Raw genomic sequence first — 7104 nt, 5'->3', positions numbered from 1 at the left:
GTTAAATGATAATTATGGTGAGTGTTTTAATTAAAAATACAAGTATCTTAATGAAATTAACAGCTACTCACCATAATCTTTTCCTCTACATAATGTCTTAACGAATGGAGGCCATGTTTTTTTCCTTTTGGAACTTTAATACCAGCTTTTCTTGTATATTTACTGATAATATTATGAAGATTTGCGTTTTTGCCAAATCTTTCAAAAGGAGCATGATGTCTTAAAAAAACATGTGGTGAATCACTAATTGGTCTTCCATTCTTTAAATAATCTATTAAAGCCCAACCAATATCATTTAAGATAGGATAGTTTGTAATATTTTTTGTTTTACTTTGAGTAATAACTATTTGGTGATTTTTCCAATCCAGACTGGTTAGTTTTAAACTTATGATATCTCCAACTCTCATGCCCAGTCTGGCAACTAATAATAAAATCGCATAATCTCTTTTGCCTGTAGGATTTCCTTTATCAATAACATCTAATAATCTAATTACTTTATCTTTCTCCCAGGTTGAAGGAATTGCAGGATAATAGTATTTGTTTCGACTGGGAACTTTTTCTGATAGATCTTTTTCTGTAAAACTGTTTAGATAGAGAAATTTCAAAAATACTCTTAGAGTAGTTAAAATTGCAGCCATGCTTTTTTCATGATTTCCATAAATTGTTTTTACATAATCTGATATCGTCTCTCCAGAGATTTCATTAACATTTTGAATGTTTTTAGCATCCAGATAATCAATAAAAAAATATAACCTCTGCATTCTGGTTCTAAGACCTCTTTTAGTATATTCATTTTTAACACATTCCTGTTCATAGGCCACTAATTCTTTTTCAAATTGGTCTGGCTTAATGTACCCTGGTTTTTTAATTATCCTTCTGATAATAACACCATGTAATTGATAATCACCAAGAACTCTGATTCTTCTTATTGAATTTTTTACGCTTTTAGGCATATTTTCAATATAATAATTAACTTTGCAATTATATTTTTCTTTCAAAAAAGTGCTACCCAGTTCTTCAGTAAAATATATTTGCTCTTTTTCTTTTGCAAAAGCAACTACTTTCTTATAAAAGGCTCTATAGCCACAGAGTGTATTATAAGAATAATTTAATCTCTCTAGTTCTGTTAAGACATTGATTACCAGTTCTTCAATAGGAAGTTTTTCCATTTTCATTCCCCCATAATTTTTAGTTTACATAATTATCAATTATGAGGTATTATGGAAAGAAATAATAGTACATTTGAACTTATTTCAATAATATACCCTTACTTCTTTCCATAAACAAAAACTTTCGATAATTGCCCTTATGGAAAGCTTTCCATAATGGTAAAAGTCATTTGTCTATAGGCCTTGGTATCAAGGCCTGTAACGAGGGGTACAAAGTCTTTTTTGCCACAGTACCACAGTTTATCAATCAATTAAAAGAAACGCAGAGTGAAAGAAGATTAACTAATTTTGAGTCTAAATTCCAAAAATATGACTTAATAATTTTAGATGAATTAGGTTACATCTCTTTTGACCAGAAAGGAAGTGAGCTTTTATTCTCCTTTCTTTCACTAAGAGCAGAACGCAAATCTACTATAATAACTTCCAATCTCTCATTTGAGAGGTGGAATGAAGTGTTTAATGATCCGGCATTAACTGCAGCTATGGTAGATAGATTGACCCACAAATCATATGTAATTAATATGAATGGTAATTCTTACCGAATGAAAGAAACTGAAGAGTGGCTGGGTCAATAAAATTAATATTATTTTTTGCTTACCCGGGTCAATTTTCAATTAATAAAAGGGTCAAATTTCACTTGACAAAAACAGCTGGTTGGATTATTTTTCATAACCTTAGCTCTCCAGGTGTAAAGTGTATTAACGGGTATATTAGTTTCTCTAGCTATATCAGGTGCTTTTTCAGCATTAGGTGGAGCCAGTCTTTTAAACATGGATTCTTTCAATTCTTTAGAATAAACAGTTTTGGGCATAGTAATTCTCCTTAAGATTTATTGTCGTTACTCTATTATACACAGATTTTGTCCCTCACGACAACTAGTCTAACATATAGGGCTCCAGATATCTTTTCACGATATTCTTTACCCCTGTAACTTCTGCATACTTAAGTAGTTTTGAGATGTTCTTATCTTTCCTCTTTAGATAGTTCTGCATTGCTTCTTTTACTACATCAGTACCCACTTTGTTTCTCAGTCTAATGCAGTCACAAATTGTTTTCTCCTTATCATATATTTTAACCTTACTACCCTCAATATCAACCTCTTTAACCCCAGTACTGAACTGTTTATCAGCAAAATAAAAAATGGATATCGGCGGATAATCAGGCAGTTTAGGCCTGTGATCATCTCGATGAATGGCAATATAGTACTCCCAGGGGTTGGTTATGGTGAGATCATAATATGAAAGAGCTGAAAGCAGACAAATTACACCGTTGGGAACTATATTACTTACTTTGATTATTTCTGTACTGGTATTAAACTCATCATTATTCCAGCGATACAGCCCCCTTTTGACCCTGGTGATCTCTCCCTTATCTTGAAGTTTATATAGATGTGAAGAGTGAATATTTGCCTCTAGTATTTCTTTAGTCCGAGCGTACCCATTGTTACTCTCGAATATATTCTTTATCTTATTGTATATAGTAGGATCCATAACCACACCCCCATTATAATCATCCGCACTTATAAATATGTGCGGAGGTTTTTAACACTTTCTCAAACTTAAGTTTATCACTTTTTACCAACAAGGTAAATTGTTTATTATCTTAAGATTTAAATTCATACCCTAACACCTAACCGCTTTCGTTCTTCTATTTCAAGTTCCTTTTTCCTAGTATGAGCAACATACAGTTCTTTTTCAGGATTCTTCTTATGAAGCTCTTTATAGGAGCTCATAGCCTCACCACTATTAGTAAATTTATCAAGAACAGCTATTTTATCAACAACTCTTTTTCCCTGATCTGAATGAGCTTCTATTACTTCTATTAGGATGTTCATCTCTAGCATCTTCCCATTTTATTTTGAAATCCTCTCTTTTATTTTATAATTAAGCATAGATATAAAAACAAAAAGCCCAGCTATTAACTGGGCTGTAAAATATTGAGCTTATATTCTGTTATTTGCTTGTATCTATGACACTACCATCTTTATTATCATGATGATGTTCACTAACAGCAGAATTTTCATCTGAATTTAATCCTGGTTCTTCCGCATCAATGGCAATATGTCCCTTTTCAGTACTAAATCTGGGAGCTCCATTTTGATGGGTGAAATGACCATCGGATTCATGGTCTGTATCTTCCTCAAAAGCTGGACTTGCCGACAATCCTTTTTCTGCATTACTATCTTCAAGACCCGCATACCCAATTCCTGTCATACCAACAACCAAAATCACAGTTAAAGTTATGATAAATAATTTTCTCAAAACCATCATCTCCTATTATTGATTAATTTAATAACATTTAAACGTTTTCTATAACTCGCTCCAGTCTTTCCTTGATTTCCTGTGCTATTTCGTTAACTTTTTTATTCTCTGACATTCCAAGTGCTTTTTCAGGATCAATTGCTGCCAAATTAACCTCTTGATTATCATTTTCATAAATTATAACATTACAGGGAAGCAAAAGACCAAGTTCAGGTTCTTCTCCTATTCCTTCAAAAGCAAAAGCAGGATTACAGGCTTCAAGAATAACATAATTGCTCATCTCTTTATCCAACTTTTCTTTAAATATCTTTTTCATATCGAGTTCTGCCAGCACACCAAATCCTTCTTCTTTTAGCTCTTCTTTTACTTTGTCAATTGTTTCCTGATAAGAAAGTTTAACTGTTTTTCTAATTCCATAATTGCTCATAATTTTCCCCCTTTATATTCTTAAATATCAATTTCCATTGTAATTAAATGCTTAAGTTGTCCAGTATTTCGTTCAAATCTTCTTTAGAAATTTCACCTTTTGCATAACACTGTCTTGCTAATTCTTCTGGACTACTCTCATCAAAACGACTTCGCTCTTTATTGCCGGAGCCAACATGTTTATGATTATCATATCTGTGGTTATTTTTTCTAGTATATTCTCTGAATGGATAATAAACCACTCCAATGATTACTCTCCAGAAAATTATTGAAGCTCCTCCGCCCATCATTCCAGATCACATTCCATCTTACCAGGCCAAATCCAGGTTAAGCAAAAATTAACTCCTGCAACAATGACTGTTTATATAACTAAAGTAATAATTAAATTTCTTTTCATTTAAGTGACATCCTTTGAAACTTAAGTTCAAACTTTCCAATATACCTCCACTAGGTATCTTAAACATAGTATAACACTCAGGATTGCTCCTGTCAACAACAATATCGTGATAATCGAATATTTCTTTGTTACTGTCCTGTCAACTTTGATCTAAGACTATTTTAAAATATTAATGTGAAAAGAATGTGAATTTATTAAAAAAATATTATTAATTCTAATAAATTAAGACCAATTTTCATCACCTTAAATTTAGGCATAAAAAAAAGCTGCCGGCACAACCTCAGTTAAGAGATTATCCAGACAGCTCATTTTCTTTATTAATGATATAGTTAGATTAAGATTGATAATATAAAAATAAGTTTAAAAAAATTGGTTTTTTATTTCTTTCTATTTCAAGTTTTAATTTTATTAAAACTATTATTTGAAATAGATGCTTTAGTCTGTAAATTTGGACAGCACACCCATTAATTCATCTATAACTTTGTCTCCCTCTTCATCTTTAACTGCTCTTTGAACACAGCCATGAACATGTTCATCCAGAATTTTTAAACCAACTTTTTTAAGTCCCCCTTGTACAGCATTGATCTGATATAAAACATCAACACAATATTTATCTTCTTCTATCATCCTCTGCAACCCACGAACCTGGCCTTCTATCCTTTTTAACCGGGCTTTTAAGTCTTTTTTATCTAGATCACATAATGAATTCATATAACCACCCCATTTTTATATTCTGTTTAATAAAAAATCTCCTATAATCTACAAAAATTTATTTAATGACTATACACTATACCCCAATACCGTATATCAATAATATACCACACTCTAATTTAATTTTCAAGAGATACTTTTCTTCCAAATATCCAATATTTAAGCATTATACTACCTCTTTCGGCAAAAACTTTCTTATAAATTCTACATCATAATTTATTATTAAATGTAAATATTTAGATTTACCATGACATACCATCTAATGCCTGTTCAGATTTACTCTCTTCAATCCAGATAGCTAATTTATTTGGGACACATATAATTGAAGGTCCTGGTTCACTAATCCACCCAATTTTTTCATCAATTCTCAATGGATCAGCTGGTGGTGCCTTTTTAACTCTTACTCTACCATTATGTGCCTCAATAATTGTAGTTCCAATTGGACCATCTGCCTCTATAATTAAAGGCTCACTTTGATAAGTTTCATTTATTTTTACTTGTTTTTGTCTTCCATTAGCTGTTTGGATAACAATAATATATTCATCTTCCTTAGTATTCTGGTTCAGAATACTATTTGGAAATAATATAAATGATAATGAAATGATAGCTATAATAACAATTAAAACCTTATCATAAAATGTCATGAGTTCCCATGCTTTGCTCATTTTTATCTCCCTTAAAAATTTACGTTTCCATAATGTGTGACTGTCAAATTATAAAAAGTTGCTTAAAATCAATCCCAAAAAAACACCGTTTATAATACCAAAAATTGCTGTGTATCCTTCAGCTTTTTTATGTGCATCAGGAATAAGCCCATCAAATGTAATATATAACATTGCTCCAGCTGCCAGACCTAAAGAAATAGATAAACTCAGATTTGAAATATTTCCTAAATAAGCTCCCAGAAAAGAACCTATACCCATAGGAATACCAGACAACAATGTAATTAAAATAACTTCTACATTCTTTAAACCTGCTAAACTCAAAGTGGTAGCAACTGCCATTCCTTCTGGAAAATTTTGTACAGCCATAATCACAGCTAAACCCAGACCTAAATTATCAGCAGAACTATAACCAGCTCCAATTGCTAAACCCTCAGGTATATTATGCAGAGCAATACCAACTGCCAGCAGAATACCGGCCTTTAAATAATGACTCTCATCATCATCTATTGAAACAAAATTTTGATGCGGAAATAACATATCCAAAATACTAATTAACATAGCTCCTAAAAATAATCCAGTTAGACTGCTCCAGATTGAACCGGTTATCTGGGCTTCAGGAATCAGATCTAAAAAAATTACAACAGTCATAATCCCTGCGGAAATCCCTAAAATTATACTTAAAAATTTTGTTTTGATTTCTCTAACTAATAATACAATTAAGCCACCACCCACAGTTCCTAATGTACCAGAAAAGAAACCAATAAGGGATACATATAACAAATAATTCATTTTTATCATCCTTAATTTCTTATAACATTTCAAAACTCAATTTTCTACATTTGAAAATATTTTTATTCTTTAAATTGTTAGATATTATATAGTTATTAAGCCGGAAAAACCCATAAAAGCCATCGCCATAATACCAGCAATAATCAAAGTTACTGGTACACCTTTTAATACTCCCGGTACATCGCCAAATTCTAATTTTTCTCTCAGTCCTGCCATCAATACAATCGCCAGAGTAAAACCTATTCCGGCACCAAATCCAAATACTGTACTGCCGATAAAACTGTATCCATTAAGTGGAATTAGTAGCGCCAGTCCTAAGATTGCACAATTTGTTGTGATTAATGGCAGAAAGATTCCTAATGATTTATAAAGTACAGGACTTGTTTTCTTAATAAACATCTCTACAAACTGGACCAGAGATGCAATTACTATAATGAAAGATACATACTGTAAAAATGGTAAATTTAATGCTTCTAAAATATAGGTGTTAATCAGCCATGTTGCAGCACCAGTTAAAGTCATAACAAATGTTGTTGCTAAACCCATCCCCATGGCAGTCTCTACCTGTTTTGATACACCTAAAAAAGGACAAATCCCTAAAAATCTAACTAAGATAAAGTTATTAACAAAAACTGTTCCAAAAAAGAGTAGAACAAGTTGAGTGAATTCTGACATCTTTAATTCCT

Annotated in this window: 11 protein-coding genes and 1 pseudogene; 1 reads left to right on the top strand and 11 read right to left on the bottom strand. The window is 31.7% G+C overall.

Annotation, left to right across the window (positions count from 1 at the left end; translation table 11 throughout):
- Nucleotides 1-56: 56 nt before the first annotated feature.
- The gene (locus C7954_RS10780; RefSeq protein ID WP_134059998.1) at nt 57-1169 is read right to left on the bottom strand and encodes a tyrosine-type recombinase/integrase; all 1113 of its coding nucleotides are present in this window, start codon (nt 1167-1169) and stop codon (nt 57-59) included.
- A 158-nt stretch (nt 1170-1327) separates the two neighbouring features.
- On the opposite strand from C7954_RS10780, the pseudogene C7954_RS10775 reads away from it, so the two are divergent.
- Nucleotides 1328-1744, top strand: a pseudogene (locus tag C7954_RS10775) (ATP-binding protein); the annotation flags it as partial.
- 35 nt (nt 1745-1779) lie between these two features.
- Here C7954_RS10775 and C7954_RS10770 read toward each other — a convergent pair.
- The 10 genes from C7954_RS10770 to rsxA all read right to left on the bottom strand — a co-directional run bounded on the left by C7954_RS10770 (nt 1780) and on the right by rsxA (nt 7093).
- A complete protein-coding gene (locus C7954_RS10770; protein ID WP_134059994.1) occupies nt 1780-1980 on the bottom strand; it encodes a transposase in 201 nt (66 codons plus the stop codon).
- Between the two features lie 64 nt (nt 1981-2044).
- Nucleotides 2045-2659, bottom strand: a complete 615-nt coding sequence (locus tag C7954_RS10765) for a type IV toxin-antitoxin system AbiEi family antitoxin domain-containing protein (protein ID WP_134059992.1) — start codon at nt 2657-2659, stop codon at nt 2045-2047.
- Between the two features lie 125 nt (nt 2660-2784).
- Nucleotides 2785-3003 carry a hypothetical protein gene (locus tag C7954_RS10760; protein WP_208320691.1) on the bottom strand — a complete coding sequence of 73 codons (219 nt, stop codon included), beginning with the start codon at nt 3001-3003 and terminating at the stop codon, nt 2785-2787.
- Between the two features lie 118 nt (nt 3004-3121).
- Nucleotides 3122-3430 (bottom strand): hypothetical protein, encoded by a 309-nt coding sequence (locus C7954_RS10755; RefSeq protein ID WP_134059988.1) that lies wholly within the window; start codon nt 3428-3430, stop codon nt 3122-3124.
- A 37-nt stretch (nt 3431-3467) separates the two neighbouring features.
- Nucleotides 3468-3857 carry a DUF302 domain-containing protein gene (locus C7954_RS10750; protein ID WP_073158316.1) on the bottom strand — a complete coding sequence of 130 codons (390 nt, stop codon included), beginning with the start codon at nt 3855-3857 and terminating at the stop codon, nt 3468-3470.
- A gap of 43 nt (nt 3858-3900) precedes the next feature.
- Nucleotides 3901-4146, bottom strand: a complete 246-nt coding sequence (locus tag C7954_RS10745) for an SHOCT domain-containing protein (protein ID WP_073158318.1) — start codon at nt 4144-4146, stop codon at nt 3901-3903.
- 542 nt (nt 4147-4688) lie between these two features.
- Nucleotides 4689-4964: a metal-sensitive transcriptional regulator gene (locus C7954_RS10740; RefSeq protein WP_134059986.1), complete on the bottom strand. Its 276-nt coding sequence runs from the start codon at nt 4962-4964 to the stop codon at nt 4689-4691.
- Between the two features lie 242 nt (nt 4965-5206).
- A complete protein-coding gene (locus C7954_RS10735) occupies nt 5207-5629 on the bottom strand; it encodes a NusG domain II-containing protein (protein WP_114489547.1) in 423 nt (140 codons plus the stop codon).
- Between the two features lie 48 nt (nt 5630-5677).
- The gene (locus C7954_RS10730; RefSeq protein ID WP_073158327.1) at nt 5678-6418 is read right to left on the bottom strand and encodes a ZIP family metal transporter; all 741 of its coding nucleotides are present in this window, start codon (nt 6416-6418) and stop codon (nt 5678-5680) included.
- 84 nt (nt 6419-6502) lie between these two features.
- Complete coding sequence (gene rsxA, locus C7954_RS10725; RefSeq protein ID WP_073158330.1) at nt 6503-7093, bottom strand: electron transport complex subunit RsxA; 591 nt, start codon at nt 7091-7093, stop codon at nt 6503-6505.
- Nucleotides 7094-7104 lie beyond the last annotated feature (11 nt).

This window comes from Halanaerobium congolense, assembly GCF_004366375.1.
Classification (GTDB): Bacteria; Bacillota; Halanaerobiia; order Halanaerobiales; family Halanaerobiaceae; genus Halanaerobium; species Halanaerobium congolense.
This window is presented reverse-complemented; position numbering and strand designations above follow the sequence as displayed.

What these genes read in the sequence shown, in the direction of transcription:
- C7954_RS10780 (WP_134059998.1), bottom strand. Translation starts at nt 1,169, where the DNA reads ATGGAAAAACTTCCTATTGAAGAACTGGTAATCAATGTCTTAACAGAA.
- C7954_RS10770 (WP_134059994.1), bottom strand. Translation starts at nt 1,980, where the DNA reads ATGCCCAAAACTGTTTATTCTAAAGAATTGAAAGAATCCATGTTTAAA.
- C7954_RS10765 (WP_134059992.1), bottom strand. Translation starts at nt 2,659, where the DNA reads ATGGATCCTACTATATACAATAAGATAAAGAATATATTCGAGAGTAAC.
- C7954_RS10760 (WP_208320691.1), bottom strand. Translation starts at nt 3,003, where the DNA reads ATGAACATCCTAATAGAAGTAATAGAAGCTCATTCAGATCAGGGAAAA.
- C7954_RS10750 (WP_073158316.1), bottom strand. Translation starts at nt 3,857, where the DNA reads ATGAGCAATTATGGAATTAGAAAAACAGTTAAACTTTCTTATCAGGAA.
- C7954_RS10745 (WP_073158318.1), bottom strand. Translation starts at nt 4,146, where the DNA reads ATGATGGGCGGAGGAGCTTCAATAATTTTCTGGAGAGTAATCATTGGA.
- C7954_RS10740 (WP_134059986.1), bottom strand. Translation starts at nt 4,964, where the DNA reads ATGAATTCATTATGTGATCTAGATAAAAAAGACTTAAAAGCCCGGTTA.
- C7954_RS10735 (WP_114489547.1), bottom strand. Translation starts at nt 5,629, where the DNA reads ATGAGCAAAGCATGGGAACTCATGACATTTTATGATAAGGTTTTAATT.
- C7954_RS10730 (WP_073158327.1), bottom strand. Translation starts at nt 6,418, where the DNA reads ATGAATTATTTGTTATATGTATCCCTTATTGGTTTCTTTTCTGGTACA.
- rsxA (WP_073158330.1), bottom strand. Translation starts at nt 7,093, where the DNA reads ATGTCAGAATTCACTCAACTTGTTCTACTCTTTTTTGGAACAGTTTTT.